General features: G+C 40.5%; 20 protein-coding genes. 10 read left to right on the top strand and 10 right to left on the bottom strand.

The window, feature by feature from the left end; genetic code table 11:
- Nucleotides 1–106: 106 nt before the first annotated feature.
- Nucleotides 107–1294, bottom strand: a complete 1188-nt coding sequence (locus M2408_RS04590; protein WP_259179671.1) for a formimidoylglutamase — start codon at nucleotides 1292–1294, stop codon at nucleotides 107–109.
- 108 nt (nucleotides 1295–1402) lie between these two features.
- Here M2408_RS04590 and M2408_RS04585 point away from each other — a divergent pair, with 108 nt between their 5' ends.
- From M2408_RS04585 to M2408_RS04560, 6 genes are all read left to right on the top strand, one after another.
- On the top strand, nucleotides 1403–2374 hold the full coding sequence (locus M2408_RS04585) for an NAD-dependent epimerase/dehydratase family protein (RefSeq protein WP_259179668.1): 972 nt from the start codon (nucleotides 1403–1405) through the stop codon (nucleotides 2372–2374).
- Nucleotides 2375–2581: 207 nt separating this feature from the next.
- Nucleotides 2582–3874, top strand: a complete 1293-nt coding sequence (locus M2408_RS04580; protein WP_120260391.1) for an HAD-IB family phosphatase — start codon at nucleotides 2582–2584, stop codon at nucleotides 3872–3874.
- 179 nt (nucleotides 3875–4053) lie between these two features.
- Entirely contained in the window at nucleotides 4054–4638 is a 585-nt protein-coding gene (locus M2408_RS04575; protein ID WP_259179667.1) for a hypothetical protein, read from the top strand.
- Between the two features lie 2 nt (nucleotides 4639–4640).
- Nucleotides 4641–4772: a hypothetical protein gene (locus tag M2408_RS04570; protein ID WP_257096529.1), complete on the top strand. Its 132-nt coding sequence runs from the start codon at nucleotides 4641–4643 to the stop codon at nucleotides 4770–4772.
- Between the two features lie 214 nt (nucleotides 4773–4986).
- Nucleotides 4987–8325: a transcription-repair coupling factor gene (gene mfd, locus M2408_RS04565; protein ID WP_259179662.1), complete on the top strand. Its 3339-nt coding sequence runs from the start codon at nucleotides 4987–4989 to the stop codon at nucleotides 8323–8325.
- Between the two features lie 202 nt (nucleotides 8326–8527).
- On the top strand, nucleotides 8528–9718 hold the full coding sequence (locus tag M2408_RS04560) for a PLP-dependent aspartate aminotransferase family protein (RefSeq protein ID WP_259179657.1): 1191 nt from the start codon (nucleotides 8528–8530) through the stop codon (nucleotides 9716–9718).
- Between the two features lie 89 nt (nucleotides 9719–9807).
- Here M2408_RS04560 and galK read toward each other — a convergent pair whose 3' ends face one another.
- From galK to M2408_RS04535, 5 genes are all read right to left on the bottom strand, one after another.
- Complete coding sequence (gene galK, locus M2408_RS04555) at nucleotides 9808–10959, bottom strand: galactokinase (RefSeq protein ID WP_259179655.1); 1152 nt, start codon at nucleotides 10957–10959, stop codon at nucleotides 9808–9810.
- A 2-nt stretch (nucleotides 10960–10961) separates the two neighbouring features.
- Nucleotides 10962–12011 carry a UDP-glucose--hexose-1-phosphate uridylyltransferase gene (locus M2408_RS04550; protein WP_259179653.1) on the bottom strand — a complete coding sequence of 350 codons (1050 nt, stop codon included), beginning with the start codon at nucleotides 12009–12011 and terminating at the stop codon, nucleotides 10962–10964.
- A gap of 203 nt (nucleotides 12012–12214) precedes the next feature.
- Complete coding sequence (locus M2408_RS04545; RefSeq protein ID WP_259180324.1) at nucleotides 12215–13489, bottom strand: metallophosphoesterase; 1275 nt, start codon at nucleotides 13487–13489, stop codon at nucleotides 12215–12217.
- Between the two features lie 12 nt (nucleotides 13490–13501).
- Nucleotides 13502–14536 carry a ferrochelatase gene (hemH, locus tag M2408_RS04540; RefSeq protein ID WP_259179651.1) on the bottom strand — a complete coding sequence of 345 codons (1035 nt, stop codon included), beginning with the start codon at nucleotides 14534–14536 and terminating at the stop codon, nucleotides 13502–13504.
- Between the two features lie 80 nt (nucleotides 14537–14616).
- Nucleotides 14617–15465, bottom strand: a complete 849-nt coding sequence (locus tag M2408_RS04535; protein WP_259179650.1) for a 4-hydroxy-3-methylbut-2-enyl diphosphate reductase — start codon at nucleotides 15463–15465, stop codon at nucleotides 14617–14619.
- A 301-nt stretch (nucleotides 15466–15766) separates the two neighbouring features.
- Between M2408_RS04535 and M2408_RS04530 the strand changes: the two genes are divergently transcribed.
- Complete coding sequence (locus M2408_RS04530; RefSeq protein ID WP_077437233.1) at nucleotides 15767–16186, top strand: nucleoside-diphosphate kinase; 420 nt, start codon at nucleotides 15767–15769, stop codon at nucleotides 16184–16186.
- A gap of 70 nt (nucleotides 16187–16256) precedes the next feature.
- Here M2408_RS04530 and M2408_RS04525 read toward each other — a convergent pair whose 3' ends face one another.
- The 3 genes from M2408_RS04525 to ruvX all read right to left on the bottom strand — a co-directional run bounded on the left by M2408_RS04525 (nucleotide 16257) and on the right by ruvX (nucleotide 18336).
- The gene (locus M2408_RS04525) at nucleotides 16257–17033 is read right to left on the bottom strand and encodes a class I SAM-dependent methyltransferase (RefSeq protein WP_259179647.1); all 777 of its coding nucleotides are present in this window, start codon (nucleotides 17031–17033) and stop codon (nucleotides 16257–16259) included.
- Between the two features lie 320 nt (nucleotides 17034–17353).
- Nucleotides 17354–17782 (bottom strand): rRNA maturation RNase YbeY, encoded by a 429-nt coding sequence (gene ybeY / locus M2408_RS04520; protein ID WP_223581445.1) that lies wholly within the window; start codon nucleotides 17780–17782, stop codon nucleotides 17354–17356.
- 140 nt (nucleotides 17783–17922) lie between these two features.
- The gene (gene ruvX / locus M2408_RS04515; protein ID WP_120260402.1) at nucleotides 17923–18336 is read right to left on the bottom strand and encodes a Holliday junction resolvase RuvX; all 414 of its coding nucleotides are present in this window, start codon (nucleotides 18334–18336) and stop codon (nucleotides 17923–17925) included.
- A gap of 175 nt (nucleotides 18337–18511) precedes the next feature.
- Between ruvX and def the strand changes: the two genes are divergently transcribed.
- Nucleotides 18512–19738, top strand: a complete 1227-nt coding sequence (def, locus tag M2408_RS04510; RefSeq protein WP_259179645.1) for a peptide deformylase — start codon at nucleotides 18512–18514, stop codon at nucleotides 19736–19738.
- A 120-nt stretch (nucleotides 19739–19858) separates the two neighbouring features.
- Here the strand turns inward: def and M2408_RS04505 are convergent, their stop codons facing one another.
- A complete protein-coding gene (locus M2408_RS04505) occupies nucleotides 19859–20848 on the bottom strand; it encodes an aspartate-semialdehyde dehydrogenase (protein ID WP_108634677.1) in 990 nt (329 codons plus the stop codon).
- A 405-nt stretch (nucleotides 20849–21253) separates the two neighbouring features.
- Between M2408_RS04505 and M2408_RS04500 the strand changes: the two genes are divergently transcribed.
- Together M2408_RS04500 and M2408_RS04495 are read left to right on the top strand one after the other, a co-directional pair.
- Entirely contained in the window at nucleotides 21254–22201 is a 948-nt protein-coding gene (locus tag M2408_RS04500; protein ID WP_120260405.1) for an NAD-dependent epimerase/dehydratase family protein, read from the top strand.
- Between the two features lie 2 nt (nucleotides 22202–22203).
- Complete coding sequence (locus M2408_RS04495) at nucleotides 22204–22929, top strand: YebC/PmpR family DNA-binding transcriptional regulator (protein WP_120260406.1); 726 nt, start codon at nucleotides 22204–22206, stop codon at nucleotides 22927–22929.
- Nucleotides 22930–22966 lie beyond the last annotated feature (37 nt).

Below are 22966 nucleotides of genomic sequence, written 5' to 3'. Positions count from 1 at the left end.
CTGATGAGTTTATGCCGCTGCAATTGGATAATGCTTTCATCAATCCAATAACGCTTTAATTTAGACATTGCATTAAGACACAAGCAAGATATTGCTTTATTCTGATTTACTGCAACTTCTGATGGGTTTTCCACCATAAATCAGGCATTTCCCCTGATACGGCCATTTGGTAATCTTCATAACGGCATGGCACAAGGTAGTACCTTTCGTTGACAGATTTTGATCCAAAATAAGGTACTTGTATCCACCAGCGGTCTGATTTTTTGCTTTTCACAAAAACCAATTCATGTTCTTCATTTTCAAGTGTGGTACGATAGATAATATAGGACGATTTGGGGTATAAAGGTGTATCCTGCTTGCGATTATAATAACCGTCGATAAAACACCAGATCATTTGAGAAACCAACATTGCGGTCTGTTCCATGGGATCAAATGTTGGGTTCAATTCATAGAAACCGATAGAAGTACATTTGTCCGACATACCTGCATAACGTGCAAGCTGACAGGCTTCGTCTCCGTACAATCCATTTGGAATCGCATTGGCATTGCCTGGTGCCTCTGATGCCCGTATGGCGCCAATATCGAAACTGATCAGGTCAGCAGCCCGGATAAGTGGTTCAGACTGATCCATTTTACCTGCGATCATCCCTACGCGGGTTGCATTGAAAAACAATTTGTCGTACATATTGATGGACTCTTTACTGACGAGGTAGGTCTGATAAGCAATGGAATTCAGGTTAAATAGATAATCGGGCTGATGCAAAATAATGTGATTGACATAAGACCGAGAATTGAGGCTGACATTTTCAGCTTCTTCCTGATTGAGATCAAAACGCGAATCCACGATAGCCAATTCGATCTTCCGTTCCAAATTCTGGTAGCCCAGGTATTGTGCATAGGTCAGATCCTGTCCTCCACCGATAATAATCGGGAGAATATTCGTCTTTACTAATTCTTCTACTACCGATTTCAAGGCCACGTAGGTATCCTGGATGGTATTACCTGCTTTTATATTCCCCAGATCGACAATATTCATCTTATAATCCCCTTGATACAAGGCATAAAGGTGTTTGCGTACCGCATCCGGAGCTTTATCCGTTCCGTTATTATTGACCGATGCCCGATCCTCCTGTACACCGATAATAGCTAATTGAGGTAGTTCATTTTCCTCCCAAGTGGGAAAATCTGTTTCATAAGCCTGAATCACATTCCCTAATTGGGAATTTAAGAAACCATGCTCTGGAGAGATACTTGCAATTGAAATCGGACTAAAGAATACGGACAATGATGACATAAGCTATAATTTGTTTAAAACATCTTATTTTTTCGGGATGCAACTCACACAAATATCCATTTATTAACTAACTTTTGAAAACATTATTTTTAACAGTATCTTTATCAAGTGATATTAATAACAGGAGGAACAGGTTTTTTAGGATCTACATTGATCAAACAATTGATCGATCAAGGAGTTGACGTCATTGCAACCAAGAGAGTTCAATCGACTATTCCAGCCAGCTTGTTATCTTCTTCGTTGATTCAGTGGATTGATGCAGACATCAACGATTATTTTGAACTGGAAGACGCGCTGGAAGGTGTAACAAAGGTGTATCACTGTGCGGCACTGGTCTCCTATCAGAAGAAAGATGCTAAATCACTCTTTAAGGTCAATGTAGAAGGAACAGCAAATATTGTCAACCTTTGCCTGGAGAAAAACATTCGTCTACTTCATGTTAGTTCTATCGCCGCATTGGGCACCAACAAAGACAACTTACCGGTATCTGAAAAAGACCATTGGGAGCATAGCCCCACAACCTCCAACTATTCAGTGTCTAAATATCAGGCGGAAATGGAGGTTTGGCGCGGCATTACAGAGGGCCTTGATGCCGTTATCGTAAACCCTTCGGTAATATTGGGAGCTGCAGCCAAAGACAAAGGATCTGGAGCCATATTTTCAATGATCAATAAGGGATTGAAGTTTTATCCGAAAGGGAGTGTCGGCATCGTCGATGTGGAGGATGTCGCGTCGATTATGATCCAATTGATGGAAAAAGGTGAAATTACCGCTGAACGCTATATTATCAATCACCTCAACATTCCCAATAAAGATCTGCTTAGTGTGGCCAGTGTCCTGATGAACAAGCCCGAACCTACGATTGAAGTCTCCGAGACTCTTCTTCAGATCGCATCCACTGTTTCCAGCATGCTCGCTGTCTTCAAGAAATCAGGATCTTCCCTGACTAAGGAAACAGCGTCAGCGTCAAGCGCCAAATTACAGTACTCCAATGCGAAGGTACAGTCACTCTTGAGCTACAGTTACCGTCCATTGGAACAGACATTAAAAGAAATTGCAAATTTGTACTGCAAACAGTAAAAACAATATAAAATATTAAACAACCGAACCCTGAACCCGTCATGAGCTTACCAAACTATCCGATTCAAAATAAAGCCTGCGTGTTTATGATTGTTTCATTTGCTAAACAGTATCCCGATGAAACCATCAAAAGCTCCAATTGCTTAACAAGGAAATGAACAGTTTGCCCGTGATCGCTTCATCGCCATTAAAAAACAAATAATTAAGATGAAAAACTATTACATCATTGATTTTGATAGTACATTTACCCAAGTAGAAGCGCTCGATGAGCTCGCCCGGATCTCACTCGAAAATCATCCTGACCGCGAATCTATCTACAATGAAATTGAACGATACACCAATCTTGCCATGGAGGGAAAACTCTCTTTTCGTGAAGCTTTGGCCGGTCGTGTGAAATTGCTAAACGCGAACAAAAGCCACCTGGATAAATTGGTATCTCACCTCAAGAAAAAGGTTTCAACGTCTTTCTCACGTAATCGTGAATTTTTCAAAAAACATTCGGATACGGCCTGGATTGTTTCTGGTGGATTTAAGGAATTTATCACCCCCGTGGTGACTCCTTATCATATCAAAACCGAAAATATCTACGCAAACACATTTAGATTCGATGCGGAAGGCAATATCATCGGCTTTGATGAGGATAATCCGCTATCCACTGAAGGCGGAAAAGTACAGCTCTTAAAACAACTGAATATCGAAGGCCGACTTTTTGGTATTGGCGATGGTTATTCGGATTTCCAGTTGAAAGAGTCGGGTTTAATCGAAAAGTTTTTTGCCTTCACGGAGAACATCCAACGTAAAAGCGTCACTGAAAAAGCGGATTTTATCACGCCTAGCTTTGATGAATTCTTATATGTAAATGATCTACCACGCGCGATCTCTTACCCTAAAAACCGTATCCTTTGTCTCATTGTCGGTGATGTTCCGGAGATTGCTGCCCATATTCTGAAAAGAGATGGTTTCTCGATCCGTACGAAAGAGACTTTCGAAGAGAAATATGTAAAAGATGTTGGCATGCTTTTGCTAGGCGACAATATTGACATCACTGATGAACAGCTTCAACAGGCAGATAAATTAAAAACAATCGGTTATCTGGGCGACATCAAGGGGCATATCAATAAAGATATCTGCAATGCCAAAGGAATTGTCGTATTTGATGATAAGAAAAGTAAAAAGAAAAATTCGGAATTTATACCACGTCGTATGGCCGAATTTATCAACAATGGTGACACTTATCTCAGCCGCAATTTTCCGAATCTGGTATTACCGAAAGTAAAACAGGTGACAAGATTGCTGCATATCCATAAAAACGTACCGGGTATCATGGCCCAAATCAATAAGGTCTATGCACAAAACAACATCAATATCGTTGCACAGTTTTTAATGACCAGGAGCGATATTGGCTATGCCGTTACAGATATTCAGGGCGAATATGATAAAGATCTATTGAAGCAATTGAAGCAGATTGACAATACGATCAAATTTAGAATATTATATTAACAATCAACCAGCTGATCTATGCGGTAGAGTCTGGATGATACTTCCCGTCTGCCTAATTTTAGGTCGCTGATAAAATATGGATAAAGGAGCAAGGATAACAGACTATTAGCTGAACAATCAGGCGTCTTTCATCTTTGCTCTTTCATCGCTAATAATAAGATCATTTTACGTAAAACATTATGTCTCTACATCAAGATGCCGAGTTAAAGAAAGCTGTCCTTGAGCTGCCACAAAAAGAAAAAGACAAATTACTTGTCCGTCTGATCAGTAAGGACAAAATGTTGATGAAACAATTGCATTTTCAATTATTAGAGAACGAGTATGATCTGGAGGAACGTATTGATAAATTGCGGAAGCAATTAGCTCAATTGTTTGACATCGGAACAAGTCAGATTGGCAATACACCGCATCACAGCAATTTTATCGGGCTGAGCAAGCTGGTCAAACAAGCAAGCGGTTTGGTAAACGAGCATGAGAAAGTCACCAAAGATAAAACCAGTGAAGCTGAATTCCGTTTTTATATCCTACAAAGGGTCATAGGCGACTATGAACGACTATTTGATTCATCTTATCAATCGGCAGCCCATAAATTGCATAAATATATCACGGGTCGTATTAAACATGCTGTCAGTAAATATGATAAACTTCATGAGGACTTTCAGTTCGATTATCGGGAAGATTTTCAAAACGCACTACATGCTTTTGGTAATACAACATTAAAAAGCTATATTAGTGAACAGCGAATTGAGCTTGACCTGAATTAATTATGAGAAACAGCAAAAACCGTGTTAAAATTGGATCCTATCGTGTCACTGCCTACGAGCAATATAAATTACTCTATTTGGCGATCCTTTTGATCTTATTGGCCTTTGCCTATACATTCCACTTAGCAAAATAGTTCATTGCGGAATCTCCATTGCTAGTCTTCAGTGACGGGCAGCATAATTGGTCGTTTGCCAAAATACTTTCGCCCACAATTCATAGAACATATCCCTCTTGTCCTAGCACCAAAAGTTATCTTTTCGATAAGTTTTTTACCAAAAAATTTAGCACAACATACCATATACTTACGAGGAATTAATTAAATTCGCAATTATTCGAAATTTTTGCTCGTGGGAATTCAAGAAATACTAGAAAAATACAGCCAAAGCGAATCAGTCCAGTCGCTTACAAAGGCCATGCAGTCCAAAAATCCAAAGATTCAACTGAAAGGTCTTATCGGTTCTTCGGATGCATTTATTGCCGTCTCATCCTACAAATTGCAGGAGCGTCCAATGGTCTTTATCTTGCCAACGCACGAAGATGCCTCCTACTTTTTAAGTGACCTGGAAAACTTACTGGACAAACAGGTACTTTTTTTCCCTTCTTCTTACCGAAAAGCTTTTGACTTCACACAGACGGATTCGGCAAATGTACTACAGCGTGCAGAAACATTAAGTTCGCTCAATCATACATCGGAATTACCAAAGATGGTGGTCACTTACCCCGAAGCAATTGCTGAAAAGGTAATCAATCGTACCGATCTGGAGAAAAACACGCTGGAGATTACAGAAAACACTGCTTTAAGTATTGATTTTATCAATGAGTTTTTGATCGAATATGATTTCGAACGTGTAGATTTTGTCTATGAACCCGGACAATTTGCAATACGAGGTGGTATCGTAGATATCTTTTCTTTCTCGAATGACCTTCCCTACCGCATCGAATTCTTTGGCGATGATATCGAAAGCATTCGAACATTTGACATTGAATCTCAGCTCTCGGTCAATAAAATCCATAAGGTTACCATTGTTCCGAATGTTCAGGCCAAGTTCCTGACCTCGCAGCACATTTCCTTATTGGAATATATCGATCAGGGGGCTTCCATCTGGATTAAAGACGCGCAGTTTACACTGGATATTGTCAAGGACGGGTTGAAAAAAGCGAAACAACTTTGGGCCAGTCTGACCGATAAACAGAAAAAAGATAATCCGGAATGGCATAATCCAGAGTATGAATTTACCGATGAGAAAAACCTCAATGCCCTATTTTTTGATTTCCCGATCATTGAATTTGGAAAACAGTTTTTCTATAAGGGGGAAGTCACGATCAAGTTTGATATTCATCCACAACCATCTTTTAATAAAGACTTTAATCTGCTGATCCATAACTTTAAGGAAAATGAGAGCCATCGGATCCAGAATCTGATCTTTTCGGATTCAACGAAACAGGTTGAACGGATCTATACGATATTGGAGGATCTTGACAAAGCGGCTACGTTTATCCCTATTCATAAAGCATTGCGTGAAGGCTTTAGGGACGACAGCTTGAAATTGGCTTGTTATACGGATCATCAGATATTTGACAGGTATTACAAATACAAACGGAAAAAAGCATACGAACGTTCGCAGGCGATTACACTGAAAGATTTACGGGATCTCAAACCCGGGGATTTTATCACCCATATTGATCATGGTGTGGGCCGATATGGCGGTCTTGAAAAGGTCGATGTCAACGGCAAATCACAGGAGATGATCCGGCTGATCTACGCAGACAACGATTTGCTTTATGTCAATATCAACTCGTTAAACCGGATTTCAAAATATTCCGGCAAGGAGGGTACAGTTCCGAAGATGAACAAGCTCGGTACGGATGCCTGGGATAAATTAAAGAAAACGACCAAGAAGAAGGTCAAGGACATTGCCCGTGACCTGATTATGCTCTATGCAAAACGGAAGGCTCAGCATGGGAATGCCTTCTCTCCGGACAGCTATTTGCAGAATGAACTGGAAGCGTCGTTTATCTATGAGGATACGCCAGATCAGGAAAAGGCTACCGCAGATGTAAAAAAAGATATGGAGTCGCCACATCCAATGGACCGGTTGATCTGTGGTGATGTTGGATTTGGAAAGACAGAAGTTGCCATCCGGGCAGCATTTAAAGCCGTTGCTGATAGCAAACAGGTTGCTGTGTTAGTTCCAACAACCATCTTAGCATTACAGCATCACCGTACTTTTACCGAACGTCTGAAAGGACTTCCATGCAATATCGACTACATCAACCGTTTCAAAACGACCAAGCAGATCAAGGACACTTTGGCGCGTCTTGCGGAGGGAAAAATAGATATCATCATCGGCACGCATCGCCTGGTGAGCAAGGATGTCAAGTTCAAGGACCTGGGTTTGATGATTATTGATGAGGAGCAGAAATTTGGTGTTGCCGCTAAAGAGAAGTTAAAGGCTATGCGTGCCAATGTGGACTCGTTGACCTTGACAGCAACCCCTATCCCAAGGACCTTGCATTTCTCCTTGATGGGAGCGCGGGATCTAAGCATTATATCGACTCCTCCACCCAATCGTCAACCGGTACAGACCGAGCTTCACGTATTTAATGAATCATTGATTGGTGAAGCAGTCAGTTATGAACTCGATCGGGGTGGACAGGTTTTCTTTATCCATAACCGTGTGGCTGACCTTCCTCAATTGGGCAATTTAATCCGCAAGCTGGTACCCGGAGCACGTGTTGGTGTGGCTCATGGTCAACTTGAAGGAGATGAATTGGAAGATGTGATGCTCAAATTCATCAACCATGACTTTGACGTACTTATCGCAACGACAATTATTGAAGCAGGTCTGGATATCCCGAATGCCAATACCATTATTATCAATCATGCACATATGTTTGGTTTGAGTGACCTTCACCAAATGCGGGGCCGTGTAGGTCGTTCGAATAAAAAAGCCTTCTGTTACTTATTGAGTCCTCCATTATCAACATTGACATCGGAGGCATACAAACGACTTTCGGCGATAGAGGAATTCTCAGAGCTAGGTTCGGGATTCAATGTTGCCATGCGGGACTTAGATATCCGGGGTTCAGGAAATTTACTGGGCGGAGAGCAATCAGGCTTTATTGCTGAAATAGGTTTTGAAATGTATCACAAAATCTTGGATGAAGCCATCCAGGAACTGAAAGACGATGAGTTCTCGGAGGTATTTGCGGATGAACAAGAGCGCAAATATGTTAATTTTACACAAATAGACACCGATCTTGAAGTATTAATCCCCGATGAGTACGTAACGAATATCACCGAACGCTATAATCTCTATACGGAGCTTTCCAAACTCGAAAATGAACAACAGCTGGCGGCATTTGAGAAAGAACTCGAAGACCGCTTTGGCCCGATCCCGCACGAAGTATTCGAACTATTCAATACTTTACGCCTGCAATGGTTTGGAAAAACAATTGGGTTCGAGAAGATATCCTATAAAAAGAATACACTAAAAGGGTATTTTGTCAATAACCCAAAATCGAGCTATTTTGAATCGGATCAGTTTGGTCGGGTACTGTCTTTTGTGCAGTCTCACCCTGAAATCAGCAATCTCAAAGAAGTAAAAGGGCAACTTCGCCTTGCGCTAAGTAATGTAAATACAATAAGCTACGCGCTAAACCTACTCAAACAGATGTTATCGTAACACTCTTGGCACTCAGCTATAAATAAAATCTACACAATAAGTAGATTTTATTTATATTTGGGTATACAAGAAACCTTCCTATAGCAATCTGCGCCAAGTGCAATGAAAGGATATTGAAGGCTCTTATTGGCTATCAGGAACAGGCATATATGTGATGTGTCTATTGAAGCTAAAAAAAGGACACTTATCAATAAAAATTAGCATGGCATCCAATACCGAAACGATACTCGTCCATGAAGGACAACACTTTAATTCAACCGCTGCTGTAACGGCTCCTATCTTTCAGACATCAACTTATATTGCGGACAGTGATCCCGCGGAATACATCAAGGCAGCGACCGAACCCAAACATCCTTACTTTTATCACCGTCATGGCAATCCAACCAATAGCCAAGTTGCTGCGGTCGTCGCCAAACTGGAGAAAACAGAAGATGCACTCGTATTTGCTACGGGTATGGCCGCTATCAGTACTGCCATATTAGCTATTGTGAAATCCGGTGACCATATCGTTGCCCAGCTTGCCCATTACTCAGGAACAGCTATTTTTTTTAAAGAATTTCTGGCCGACTATGGCATCAGCGTCACAGCCGTGGACCAAACGGATACCGCAGCCTTTGCCCATGCTATTCAGGAAAACACCAAACTCATCTATATCGAAACTCCTTCCAATCCGAATTTAAATATTACGGATCTAAAGGCAGTTGGTGAATTGGCCAAGCAACATGATATTTTGAGTATGGTTGACAATACCTTTGCCTCCCCCATAAACCAGACACCGCGGGACTTTGGGATTGATATCGTTGTTCATAGCGCTACGAAATATCTGGGTGGGCATAGTGATCTAACGGCTGGCATTGTCTGTGGAAGCCATGACTATATTGCAAAAGTCTGGAAACGCAGTGTTGCTCTGGGGGCATCTTTGGCACCATTGGATTCTTGGCTCCTGCTCCGCGGACTGAAAACGCTAAGTCTACGTGTCAAACAAATCAATTCAAATGCATTAGAACTCGCCAGCTTCCTTGATCGGCATCCCAAAATTAAGAACGTAAGTTATCCGGGGCTTTCAAGCCACCCCCAGCATGAATTGGCGGCCCGCCAGATGCGCGGCTTTTCAGGAATGATCTGTATTGAAGTTGATGGAACAGATGAAGAGCAGGCCTTCAAGAATGCACAGGCATTAATTAACAATCTGGAAATATTTATCAATGCAGCTAGTTTAGGCGGTGTTGAATCACTTATCGTTCATCCGGCCAGTATGTGGGGCGGACACCACACGCAAGCGCAGAAAAAAGCCTCTGGTATTACTTTGGGCATGCTGCGCATCTCAGTTGGGATTGAGAATATAGCAGATTTGATTGAAGACCTAGAACAAGCGTTGGGGAAACTTGATTAAATTTGGGCACCACCCCGCTTTAATCCCATAAAAGAGAGCGGACAGTCTATAACAACTGCCCGCTCTCTTCTGTTTTATCCGTTTATTAGCTAAAGTACGCGCGTACCATTCGCAATTTCTACCTGGATGACTGAAAGTTCCTTATCAAATTTTTGTTGATATTCTTTCTCCAAGGTTGGCAAAATTGATGCAACGGCACCCTCTTTAACAATATTGATTGTGCAGCCACCAAAGCCGCCGCCCATCATCCGGGCACCAATGACCTCGGGGAATAGTTTGACATAATCAACCAGATAATCCAATTCAGGACAACTCACCTCATATACTTTGCTCAAGCCCTCATGACTCTGAAAAATATATTTTCCCAACTGTTCGATATCACCTGAACGTAATGCTTCGCAGGACTTCTCTACCCGTTCATTTTCACGGACAACAAAACTTGCTTTGGCATAGATATCTGCATCTTTATCTTTAACCAGTTCATCCAGCATGTCTACTGTAACATCTCTCAGATTTTTAACTTGAGGATATTGCTCTCTTACCCATGATGATGCCTGCTCACATTGCTCTCTACGTGTATTGTAAGCCGTTGAAGCAAGGGAGTGTTTCACGTTTGTATTCAATAGGACCACTTCATAACCTTTGAGGTCAAGTGGCACGTATTCAAATCCCAAGGAGCGACAATCCAGCTTAATGACATTTTTTTCTTTACCAAAGGCCGACGCAAATTGATCCATGATACCACACATCACACCGGCATAGGTATGCTCAGCTTTTTGTGCAATTTGCGGGATATCAATCTGTTCTACATTTAATTCAAACAGTTCACTAAGAGCTAAAGTAACAGCACATTCTACTGCTGCTGAAGAAGATAAGCCAGCACCCAATGGCACATCACCATCAATATAAAGATTAAACCCACCCAATGCGGCACCTCTTTTTTGGTATTGATCCACTACACCGAGAATATAATTCGGCCAATGCTTTTCTGAAATAGCGATATCCGCTAATTTTACTTCATGGCTTTCTTGATAGTCTTCAGCATACAAAACAATATTATTGTCCGTCCGTCTGCTGACAGCAACATAAATAGCCTTGTCAATAGCTGCAGGTAATACAAATCCATCGTTATAATCGGTATGTTCACCGATAATATTAATTCGGCCCGGAGAGGAAACCACAATGGGTTCTTCCTGATATAAGCTTTTAAATTTATTTACTATAGTTTCTTTTGCAATCATTCTTACTTAGATTTATAATGTTTGGTAGCACAATTCCGCAATTGTTCAGCGGCGACTTCAGGTGTAATATCCCGCTGTGGATTAGCGAGCATCTCGTATCCAACCATAAATTTTTTGACTGTTGCCGAGCGCAATAAGGGCGGATAGAAATGCATATGCCAATGCCATTCAGGATGGTCTCCATCATTGACTGGAGCTTGGTGCATACCCGCGGAATAAGGAAAAGATGTTTTGAAAAGGTTATCGTAACGTGTGGTCAATAACTTGAGTATTGCAGCAAGATCTTCCTTCTCCTTTTCGTCAAATCCGACTATATTTTGCACAGATCTTTTGCTGACAATCATGGCTTCATAAGGCCAAGCGGCCCAAAAAGGCACCAAAGAGACAAAAGAATCATTTTCATCAATAATGCGCTCTTCTTTTTTTAGTTCGGCTTTAATATAATCGGCTAATAGCGTACGCTGGTATTTGTCGAAGTACTTTTGCTGTTGCACACACTCCTTTTGAATCTCTACTGGTAAATGATTTTGTGACCAGATCTGTCCATGTGGATGTGGGTTACTACAACCCATGATAGCGCCTTTATTTTCAAAAATCTGGATATAGCGAATCCATTCCACCTTGGAAAGGTCCTCAAATTCCTTCTGCCAGAGATCAACTACAGCCTTTATAGCCGATTGTTCCATTTCGGGCAAGGTGAGGTCATGGCGTGGTGTAAATGCAATAACTTTACAGATTCCTTTTTCAGTCTCTGCAATAAACAATTCGTCCTCATTAAATTCCTGTTGGCTAGTATCTTTCAATAATGCCGAAAAATCGTTGACGAAAACAAAGCTTTCTTTATAATCTGGATTGATATCCCCATCTGCCCGTTTATTGGTTGGGCATAGATAGCATTTGGGATCATAAGCCGGTCTATCATCGCCAGGCAGATCTTCTACCTGTCCTTGCCATGGTCGCTTGCTGCGATGTGGAGACACAAGTACTTTTTCCCCGGTAAGAATATTAACGCGTGTGTGGGGAGAGTCCCCAAAGTTTAAAGTTGATTGCATGTTATGTATAACTGGTGTACAGAATACACAATATTAGCTTTTTTAAGTAAAAAGTTAAAATTAAAAAGTAAAATTATCTAAAGATGAATCCTTTAAAGCTATGTTAAAAAATATCGGAATCACTGACATCTCCCGTGACAGCTAGTTATCTCCCAAATTAAGTAAGCCAAAGATCGGAACGACCAAAGCCTCCATACAGCAGATTAAGCCTTAAATTTTGGATCTTGCCCTTTAATCAACTCAAAGATTGTAATTTCAGGCAGGATACCAACACGACCGGGATATCCTAAGAATCCATAACCGACATTGACATATAAACGCTTATTTTCTTGTGCACGGTAGAGTCCAGCCCATTCTTTATAAATATATTGTACAGGGCTCCATTGCAACATTTCAGCGCGTACACCGAACTGCATACCATGGGTATGGCCTGCAAACATCACATCGACATCAGTATCCAATACCTGTGCGCGCCAATGAGAAGGGTCATGGGACAATAATAACTTAACGGACTGTTCCTCGGTTCCCGTCAAAGCCTTTTTAATATCGCCATGTTTTGGGAAACGACCTGTTCCCCAGTTCTGTACCCCAACGATACAGAGCTCCTCACCATCTACTTTGATCTTGCGGTTTTCATCCATTAATAGATCCCAGCCCATCACTTTATGGACATCAATCACATCCTTTAAATTCTTCCGCTTTGCAGGAGAATCTTCTTTTCCATAATAATAATCCCCATAATCATGGTTACCCAATGTTGAGAATACGCCTAAATCCGACTTCACCCGCGCAAAAATATCTTGGTATTCGCGCATTTCAGAAGCTTGTGAGTTCACAATATCACCCGTAAAGAATGTTACATCAGCTTTTTCTTTCAGTAACATATCGATTCCACCGTTTACAGCAGTCTTGTTATAGAAGGATCCCGAGTGTACATCTGATATCTGTGCGATGGTCATGCCGTGGAAAGCTTTCGGAAGATTAGGTAAATATAAAGGTACACGTCTCACGCGGTAATCGTACGCGCCAGAAATAATACCCCAGCTTAATGGAATCAACGGTGAGGCCCCAATTAAAATACCCGCTTTGGTCAAAAATTCGGATCGACTAATGCCTTTGACCGGGTTTTCGGGCAACGAACTGCCAGCGTCTGTCACAACATCCTCAACGGATTTTTTCTTGCTGAACAAGCGTTTGACCCAGACTCCGCCACGACGGATATCATCAATCAATAAGATCAAAAAGAAGAATATCTTTGAAGCTGCTGTAAGAAAGAACCCAACCAAAATAACAGATCGTACAATCAATGGAATGTTATATTGGGCGGATATAAAAACACCTAATAATAATAGGGCCGAATACGACCACCATAACACGGCAAATATTTTTGTTTTGGGAAATTTAATCTTCGTAGCACGAAGGGCAAAAAAGATATAAAAATCTAGAATGAGTAAAACACATGCATTTACTAACAACATCATTAATTCGTTTTAATTTTTGGCATTGACTGCCAATTGCTTCAGAGATGCTATCCATTTGGGATCGTCATTGAGACTTTCGACCAAACAGACCTCCTCTCCACCTAAATCCTTGAATTCATTAGCATATTCCACGCCAATTTCATCGATAGTCTCTATACAGTCGGCCACAAATGCCGGACTGAAGACCAATAATTTTTTATAGCCTTTACTTGCGAGGTCATGCAACAGATCGGAAGTATAGGGTTGAATCCACGGTTCTTTGCCCAGACGGGATTGGAAGCACAGGGAGTATTGTTCTTTTTGCAAGCCTAGTTTTTCAACAATAGTCCGCGTCGTCGCATAACACTGAGAAACATAACAATATGCGTTGACATTTGTTTTGCAGGAGTCACAACCCGATTCAGGGCATTTTAGTTTGCCAGTGGGATCCACCTTACCCAGCTGCCTGACAGGAAGGCCATGGTAGCTAAACACAAAGTGGTCGAAATGTGTAAGATCGTGTTTTCGAGCATGGTCTGCAAATGTCTCAGCCATTAAGTCATCCGTGCAGAAATTGCTTACAAAACTAATTTCAGGTAAATAATTCCATTTGCGGATCAATTCCATTACACGGTCTATTACCGAGCCTGATGTGGCTGATGCATATTGTGGGAATAATGGAATAACGCGAACGGATTCGAGCAGCATCCCCTCCATGTTGCTCAGTGCAGCCTCTATGGATGGGTTTTGGTAACGCATGGCAAGCTCCACATGATACTCCTCCCCTAGCGCTTCCTGCAATAGGTCTCGTTGCAATATACTGTAATGCATCAAGGGAGAGCCAGTTTCCTTGTCCCAGATTGTTTCGTAAATTTTTGCTGATTTTGGAGCGCGGGTACGAGCAATAATTCCTTTTACCAATAATGTCCGTTGAAAATAAGGAATATCTATGACGCGGGGATCCATTAGGAATTCGGTCAAATATTTTTTTACGTCTGGAGTAGTTGGACTATCGGGTGTACCTAATTGTACTAAAAGAATACCTTTTTTGGCTTTATTGCTCATAGCCTACAAAAATAAACAAAAAAGCATGTACTGCAGATTCGCTCGCGATAATATGAAATATCTATGACGGGTAAACTAGGTTAGAGTGCTTCCAGACTCGCTTTTACATCTTTCATCAGCCACATTGGTGTTGAGGTTGCTCCACATATACCAATACGGTCACCGGTCCTAAAAACTGACGCATCCAGTTCGGCAGAGTCAGAGATAAAGTAACTTTCAGGATTGGCTTTTTGGCATACTTCAAACAAAACTTTTCCATTAGAAGACTTTTTACCGGACACAAAAACAATTTTATCATATTGTCGAGCAAAGGCACCAAGATCCTCATATCTGTTAGACACTTGTCTACAGATAGTATCATTGGCTTTGACCTCATACCCTCTCTTGATCAACTCCTCTTTGATGGCGTAGAATTTATCTACACTTTTTGTTGTCTGACTATAGAGCGTAAATGAAGCCGGCAGCTCAGCATCATCCAACTCAGCTATATCCTGAAATACGAGTGCTTCGTTATTTGTCTGTCCCTGTAGACCGATGACTTCCGCATGCCCATGTTTTCCAAAGATCAAGATCTTTTCCTCCTGATCAAAAGAGGTTTTGATCCGATTCTGCAACTTGAGTACGACTGGACAGGAAGCATCAATTAGGGTAATATTGTTTTCTAACGCTGTACGATAGGTTTCGGGGGCTTCACCATGCGCACGGATCAGTACCTTCTCGTTTTGTAATGTTGGCAGTGCAGCATGATCGATAATACGCAGTCCTTTGGCTTTCAATCGGGCTACTTCTTCGTCATTGTGTACGATATCACCAAGACAATAGAGGTAACCATCCTCTTCTAAAATCTCCTCTGCCATATCTATAGCGTATACCACTCCAAAGCAAAAGCCGGAATCCTTATCGATGTCTACTGTTAGATTTAATGCCATAACATTACAAAGTTACATATTCGTATCGAATATATTTATTTAATAGATTTGTTTACAGTTGATTTTTTATTTCTGTTCATTATCAATTGCCTATGAACTTATTACATTTTCCACGGCAAAAAGATTGCCAGTGACGGAGGGAGGCACAACTTGCGGGTTCAGCAGAGTTAAACTGAGACTTGTTTCAAGACCATGAGTAACGCTAATTAACACACTATGGTGAATAAATTGTTTTTTATATAAACCTAATTATATTGCATATAAAAAGCAATTTATCTAAGTTTGCAAAAAAATTAAAATAATGGCAACTAACAGAACTTTTACGATGATTAAACCTGACGCAGTAGCGAACGGTCACATCGGTGCAATCTTAAACGATATTATTGCTGGTGGTTTCAAAATCATTGCAATGAAATACATTCAATTATCAAAAGAAACTGCTGGCGCATTTTACGCAGTGCACAAAGAACGTCCTTTCTACGGTGAATTGGTAGAATTCATGACTTCAGGTCCTATCGTTGCTGCAATCTTAGAAAAAGACAACGCTGTTGAAGATTTCCGTACATTAATCGGTGCTACTAATCCAGCTGACGCAGCTGAAGGTACAATCCGTAACAAATATGCTAAATCTATCGATGCTAACGCTATCCACGGATCTGATTCTGATGAAAATGCGGCTATCGAAGGTAACTTCTTCTTCTCTCAATTTGAAAGATTTTAGTCATTAGCAATGCTATATAAAAAAGGCGTTGTACAGCTGTACAACGCCTTTTTTATATATTATCGATTTACTATCTCCACATAAATCCACCAATCCTAAAAAAACGGAGGAATTTATTGATCGCTGTTAGTGCTGGCTTCTTAATCTTCCACTTTAATCCACTTATCCCTGTTGGCGCAGCATCAAAGTCCTGTACTGTAGCATTACCTGTTCTCATATGTGTCGGCGGCTGCATTTTATGTTTCTCAACAACCAATATGCTGTCGTAATAATGTAAGGAGTTGACCGAACGTGTGAATTCATTGACTTTCAGCCCACGTTGTTCTGAATGATGGGCATTGATGTAATCAATAAAATTCTTACTGTATTCGATAAAAGTGCCATTCCGCTTATGCCCACCACCATAAAAAACTTGGTAAGAGGTATGCAAGTCTTCGCATAGATAGACACCATCCTCTTTTACATGTCCAAATAATTCTTCAAATGTAATAATCTGTTGCAGCATGGTATGTCCACCATCATCTATCAAGATATCTATTGGCGGGATCGATTCTTTTACTTTACGTAGAAATTTACGATCTGACTGAGATCCGATAAATATTTCTACGTTCTCCTCTTCTAGTTCTTTACAATTGGGGTTGATGTCTACCCCATAGATTTTTGCTTTGTCGCCAAAATATTTCTTCCACATCTGAAGGCTTCCACCCTGAAAGACACCTATTTCCAGCACAACAATCTCTTTATCTTTAAATCGACGGAAATGGCGGTCATATACGTCGAAATAATGCATCCATTTGTTTATCAGCTTCGCATTGTTATTTCGGAAATATTCCTCTAATTCGTTCATATTAGACACAAATAAATGGTTTAGACAATTTGTGTTTTGAAGCTAATTAAATATAATCGAAAAGTCAAGTTTTTTCGACGGAAAAACTTATGAAATACCTACGTATAGACCTTATACTTAGGCATTCCCTATCTGGGAAGATCTAAGTCAGAAAAGAACAGATCACTTGTATAAAAAAATAAACAAGAAGTTGTCAAAAAAGAGAAAGGACCCCGCTGGAGAATTTAACTACTGAAATGAGGCTTTGAGAGGAAACGAATAAAAAGATAGGGTATCCATTTCTTTTGGACACCCCTACTGACATTGGATTGTAGAATAAACTAGAAATTTCTTTTCCCTAGATATTCATCTTCTTTAGCCGTCATCTTTGCTTTATCAGCCGGCTTTTTATCTGGATATCCACAAAGGTGCATAACACCGTGGATAATGACGCGATGCAACTCATCACGTTCATCAACCTTAAATTTTTGTGCATTCTCCTGGATACGTTCCACGCTGATAAAAATATCTCCAGCAATGGTATCCTCATCTTCTGATGAATCAAAAGTCACAATGTCGGTATACGTATCGTGATTCAGGTATTCTTTATTGATTTCCAAAAGATAAGCGTCCGAACAGAGGATAAAACTTAGCTCGCCTACGCGCTTAAATCCCTCACCTTTAATCGCATCAGCGATCCATTGACGAATCTTACCTTTTTCTTTTAATTTGAAATCTATGTCTTCTGTAAAAAATAATATGCTTTTCATCTGTAACTATGTATTAAGTAAGCCCGCTACGCTCTGTTTTGATTCCATCGCCTAAATGGACTATATGATCATAAAATCGACATTCCTCCATCAATAAACGAGTTATCTAACGCTAACGGCCCATACGATAAAATTCGTATTTAAAAGTTCCGACCTTCCATATAGCTCTGCAAGATAATTGTCGCTGAGACTGTATCTACCAGGCCTTTCTGTTGACGGTCCTTTTTCTTCTTTCCACTTTGAGCGATGGCAGCAGAGGCCATTTTAGAAGTAAACCGTTCATCAATTTCCACAACCGGAATTGTGGGGTAGGTCTTTTTCAATTTGCGCATAAACCCGACCACATGCGAAGCTGACTCCGAATCCGATCCGTCCAGTTGTTTGGGTTTACCAACAACGAATGTTTCGATCTGTTCCGTTTGGAGGTAATCCGTTAGAAAAGTCCAAATATCCTGTGGGTGAACTGTTGTCAGTGCCGTAGCAATAATTTGCATCGGATCCGTAACCGCAACCCCAATTCGTTTTGTACCGTAATCAAATGCCATTAACCTCATGGAAAATCGTTTTTTACAAAAGTACAATTTAGATTTGAGTATCAAGATATGCGTATTGAGATTCTGCTTCTACCTGGCATAGGCCCATAAAGTGTCATCATTTTTTTATTTTTTATTGTGTAAAACTTCAATTCACTAAAAAAGCTATAACTTTGATAGACTATTTAAAAGATAAATGAGAAAAACAGTTATTGCCAGCCTTTTTGTTGCATTTTGCCTATATGGTCACGCGCAGAGCAATTATGAGCAACAAATTTTGGCCCAGCGCAAGGAAAAGGCTTTGGAATTAGCCAAAGAACAATTTGGCCCATTGAAAGCCGATCAAGTAGCATCTTTAGATTACTTTCCTATTAGCCCTAACTATAAAGCTAAAGCAAAAATAGAGGTCTTATTTGATGAACCTGTATTTCGTATGCCCACCTATGACGGCACCAGCAATGAATACAAACGCTATGCGATTGTGACATTTCAATTGAATGGGGCTGAAAGGACATTAAATATTTACCAAAGTGTGGCCTTATTTCAAAATCCTGCCTACAAAAAACATTTATTTTTACCATTTTTAGATCAGACAAACGGTCAGGAGAGTTATAGTGGTGGACGGTATATCGACCTGTCCACAGATGACATCAAAGGCAGTACCATTGAGATAGATTTTAATAAGGCTTACAATCCTTATTGCGCCTACAGCAACGGCTATCGATGTCCAGTTCCCCCAGTAGAAAACAATTTAGAAACAAAAATTATGGCAGGAGAAAAAGCCTTTCATAAAGCGAAGAATGAACGACCGGTCAACCTGAATGCCGGGCAGGAATTTACAGAAGCTGACAAGAAGATTATTCTATCAGGGAATGAAAACACACTTCTTCGTGTATTGCAAACTACCGATGAAAAAGATTTAAAGGTATTGAAAGCGACAAGCAGTGATGTTAAGTACAATGACCCACTGTTAGAAACACTTTCAAAGCGGATGTTTGCAACCGTTCGGGATCCAAATCATCCAGGGGTAGGAATAGCGGCACCTCAAATTGGGATCAATAAAAACCTGATCTGGGTACAACGGTTTGACAAACCGGAGCAACCTTTCGAGTTTTATGTAAACCCAAAAATCCTGTGGCGTTCAAAGCTAAAACGGAAGGGTGCGGAAGGCTGTCTATCCATCCCTAATCGCAAAGAAGACGTTTTGCGGAGCTACGCGATCCGTTTACAATACATCAATAAGGAGGGAAAAGTTATTGAAGAAAATATTGAAGGGTTTACCGCAGTAATCTTCCAGCATGAAACGGATCACCTCTTCGGCATATTATTTCCTGACCGCCTGGAAGAGCAGGAAAAAAACAGCTATGTACCATTGAATGATAAGATCGATTTTTCCATCTTGCCAAAGACTTTGACTCCATAGCAAAAGATTTATCGGACCTGGCTGAAAAATGCCTGTCCTCCTGGAAATCATAAATGTATCTATAAAAAGAGCCCCCATGAATTACTACATGGGGGCTCAATATTATGGAATCTACTTGAGTTAGATCAATCCTTTTTCTGCCAATAGTTCAGCAACTTGAACAGCATTTGTTGCTGCACCTTTACGCAAGTTGTCTGCTACTACCCACATATTTAACGTATTCGGTTGCGATTCATCACGACGGATACGTCCTACAAAAACCTCATCTCTACCATGAGCATCTTTTGGCATCGGGTATTGAAGATTAGCAGGATCATCAACAACGATACAACCGCTTTGAGCAGCTAATGCAGCACGTACATCATTTAGATCAAAGTCATTTTCAAATTCAATGTTCAATGATTCGGAGTGTCCGCCCATCACTGGAATACGCACAGTTGTTGCAGTCACCTTGATTGAATCGTCACGCATGATTTTGTTTGTTTCCAAAATCATTTTCATTTCCTCTTTGGTGTAGCCATTTTCCTGGAATACATCGATATGTGGAATGACATTCAAATCAATCTGATAAGGATAAGCTTTTTCGCCTTCTTTACCTGCGCGCTCGTCCATCAACTGGTTAACAGCTTTTACTCCTGTGCCTGTTACGGACTGATAAGTCGAAACTACGACACGCTTAATTTTATATTTATCGTGTAATGGTTTTAACGCCACTACCATTTGAATAGTTGAGCAATTTGGATTTGCGATGATCTTGTCATCAGCAGATAGCACATCGCCATTTACTTCTGGAACGACCAATTTCTTCGTCGGATCCATACGCCACGCTGAAGAATTGTCAATAACTGTAATCCCAGCTTCTGCAAATTTTGGTGCAAATTCTTTAGACGTATCACCTCCTGCGGAGAACAATGCAACATCAGGTTTCAAAGCAATAGCCTCAGATGGTGTAACCACCTTATACTTCTTTCCCTTGAATTCAATTTCCTTACCCTTGCTACGCTCTGAAGCTACTGGAATCAATTCTGTTACTGGGAAATTTCGCGCCGCCAACACGGTTAGCATCTCAGTACCTACAAGGCCTGTTGCGCCGACTACTGCCACTTTCATTTTTGTCTGTGTTTAAATTGTGTATATAAAATTTGTTATTTGATTTGTTTTTAGTTGATTCTTGAAGAATGAATTCTTCAAATTTAAAAAATATTCCCCAATTACAATATTAAAATAACAAAATATAGCTTATTCTGCTAAAAAAGTCACAACGACTCCGTTTTTTCAGCCTTGATCAAAAAAATATTGAGCACAAACCGCAATATTTGACCTAAAAAAATTGAAGTAACGATAATTCAAAAAAAATAAAAATTTTCGCTGCTCGTTCAAAAAAACAGAACAAACGATTGAAACGGTTTAAAATCTCATAAAAACAGCGCCAAGAGTCTATAAATTAACATTTTTAGAAGACTGTCCTTTGCATCAAACAGTTGCTAGATACTGAAAAGCCGTTATATTTGCATCATGAAAGAAAGCATTATTATCATTGGTGCAAACGGCCAAATCGGTACTGAATTGGCAATCGCTCTGCGTAAAAAATTTGGTGCAGAAAATGTTGTCACCACAGACATCAGAGAACCACAAATAAAAAGCCCCGACGAGAATTTTGAAATTGCAAATGTGCTTGACAAAAATGGTCTTGACATATTGTTTCAAAAATATAAACCTACTCAAGTATATTTATTGGCAGCCATGCTTTCGGCAACAGGAGAGAAATATCCTGAAAAAGCATGGGAGCTTAATATGAATGGATTGCTCAACGTGCTTGACCTAGCTGTTACATATAAAGTTTCAAGAATATTCTGGCCAAGTTCCATTGCCGTCTTCGGACCACACTCACCGAAAGTAAATACGGAGCAATACTGTGTTATGGATCCAAATACGATCTATGGAATCAGTAAGCTTGCAGGTGAACGTCTTATCGAATGGTATCAGGAGCACCGCGGATTGGATATCCGTAGCGTAAGATATCCAGGTATTATCTCGTGGAAGACAGAACCGGGAGGTGGAACGACAGATTATGCTGTTGATATATTCTATGAGGCGCTCAAAACAGGTACTTACGAATGTTTCTTATCCGAGAATACAGCATTACCGATGTTATATATGGAAGATGCCATCCGCGGAACACTTGAGCTGATGGACGCGCCACAGGAAAGTCTGAGCATCCGCCACGCCTATAACCTTGGTGGTATTACTTTTACTCCAAAAGAACTCGCACAAGAAATTAAAAAAATTCTTCCTAATTTTGCAATCTCTTACGTAGAGAATGACCCAAGACAACAGATTGCCGATTCATGGCCTGCAAGTCTGGATGATTCATACGCAAGTAAAGACTGGAACTGGAAGCCAGAATTTGACATCCAGAAGATGACAGTCGATATGATTGAGAATCTTAAAAACAAAATATAACAATGGGAAGAGCTTTCGAATTCAGAAAAGAGCGGAAATTCAAACGCTGGGCTAAGATGGCCGTGCAATTTACACGTTTAGGTAAAGAGATCGCTATGGCGGTTAAAGAAAGCGGCCCTCACCCTGAAACCAACTCGAGACTTCGCACAGCAATACATAATGCTAAGGCTGTAAATATGCCTAAAGATCGTATCGAAGCAGCTATAAAACGTGCTTCAGAGAAAGATTCAAAAGGCTACGAAGAATATGTATATGAGGGTTATGGCCCACATGGTGTTCCGGTTTTGATCGAAACAGCAACAGACAATACCAACCGTACCGTAGGAAATATCCGCAGCTATTTTACCAAAGCCGGGGGTTCATTGGGAAAAACAGGATCCTTGGATTTTATTTTCAATCGCAAGTCTATTTTCCGTTTTGCAGCTACAGACGAATTGGATCTTGAAGAATTGGAACTGGAGCTTATCGATGGTGGTTTGGAAGAATTATACGTTGAAGCTGATGAAGAAGGCAATGATGTTGCTGTCGTTCAGACTTCTTTTGAAGATTTCGGTAATATGCAAAAATTGCTGGAAGAGAAAGGTATCGAAGTAAGCTCGGCAAAGTTGGAGCGTATTGCTTTATCACACTCTGACATTACTGAAGAACAAGCGGCAGATGTATTAAAGATGATTGATAAAATCGAAGAGGATGATGATGTTCAGGCGGTATACCATAATATGGCATAAGCTGTTTATCTCACAAAATATCTAAAAAGAGCGCATG

The organism is Sphingobacterium sp. BIGb0165, assembly GCF_024810095.1.
In the GTDB taxonomy this organism is placed as follows: Bacteria; Bacteroidota; Bacteroidia; order Sphingobacteriales; family Sphingobacteriaceae; genus Sphingobacterium; species Sphingobacterium detergens.
The sequence above is the reverse complement of the archived record's forward strand: the minus strand, read 5'-3'. Positions and strand labels throughout refer to the sequence as shown.